Origin of the sequence: Streptomyces sp. BE20, from assembly GCF_036322525.1 — a bacterium.
GTDB lineage: Bacteria > Actinomycetota > Actinomycetes > Streptomycetales > Streptomycetaceae > Kitasatospora.
The window spans coordinates 1-316 of the sequence record NZ_JAQYWW010000328.1 but is presented as its reverse complement, the minus strand read 5'-3'; the positions used below and the strand labels follow the sequence as shown (position 1 = coordinate 316).

General features: G+C 72.2%; 1 pseudogene. It reads right to left on the bottom strand.

The annotated features are described in order from the left end of the window. Positions 1 to 270: pseudogene (locus PUR61_RS01780) on the bottom strand (hypothetical protein); the annotation flags it as partial. Positions 271 to 316: the final 46 nt, after the last annotated feature.

Sequence of the window (316 nt, the reverse complement as noted above, 5' to 3'; positions counted from 1 at the left end):
GTCGTCGGGCCCGTTGGCCGCAACGCTCTGGTACTCGCCGTAGAGGCCGGTGAAGGCGGGGGCGGTGACCCTGGTCCAGTCCCGGCCGTCGTAGTGCAGCAGGACGGGCTGGTCGTCGGGGTAGGCGGTGTTCCCGACCGCCCAGACGTCGTCCGGCGCGACCTCGGTGACGGAGCTGAGCCGCCAGTCCCCGTCGATCTCGGGAGCGGCGAGCCGGTGCCAGGCGGTACCGTCCCAACGTTCGATCAGTCCGGTGGTCCTGTACTCCACCGATTCGCTCCCGGGGACGGGCCCCGGGGTCCGGGAGGTGACGACC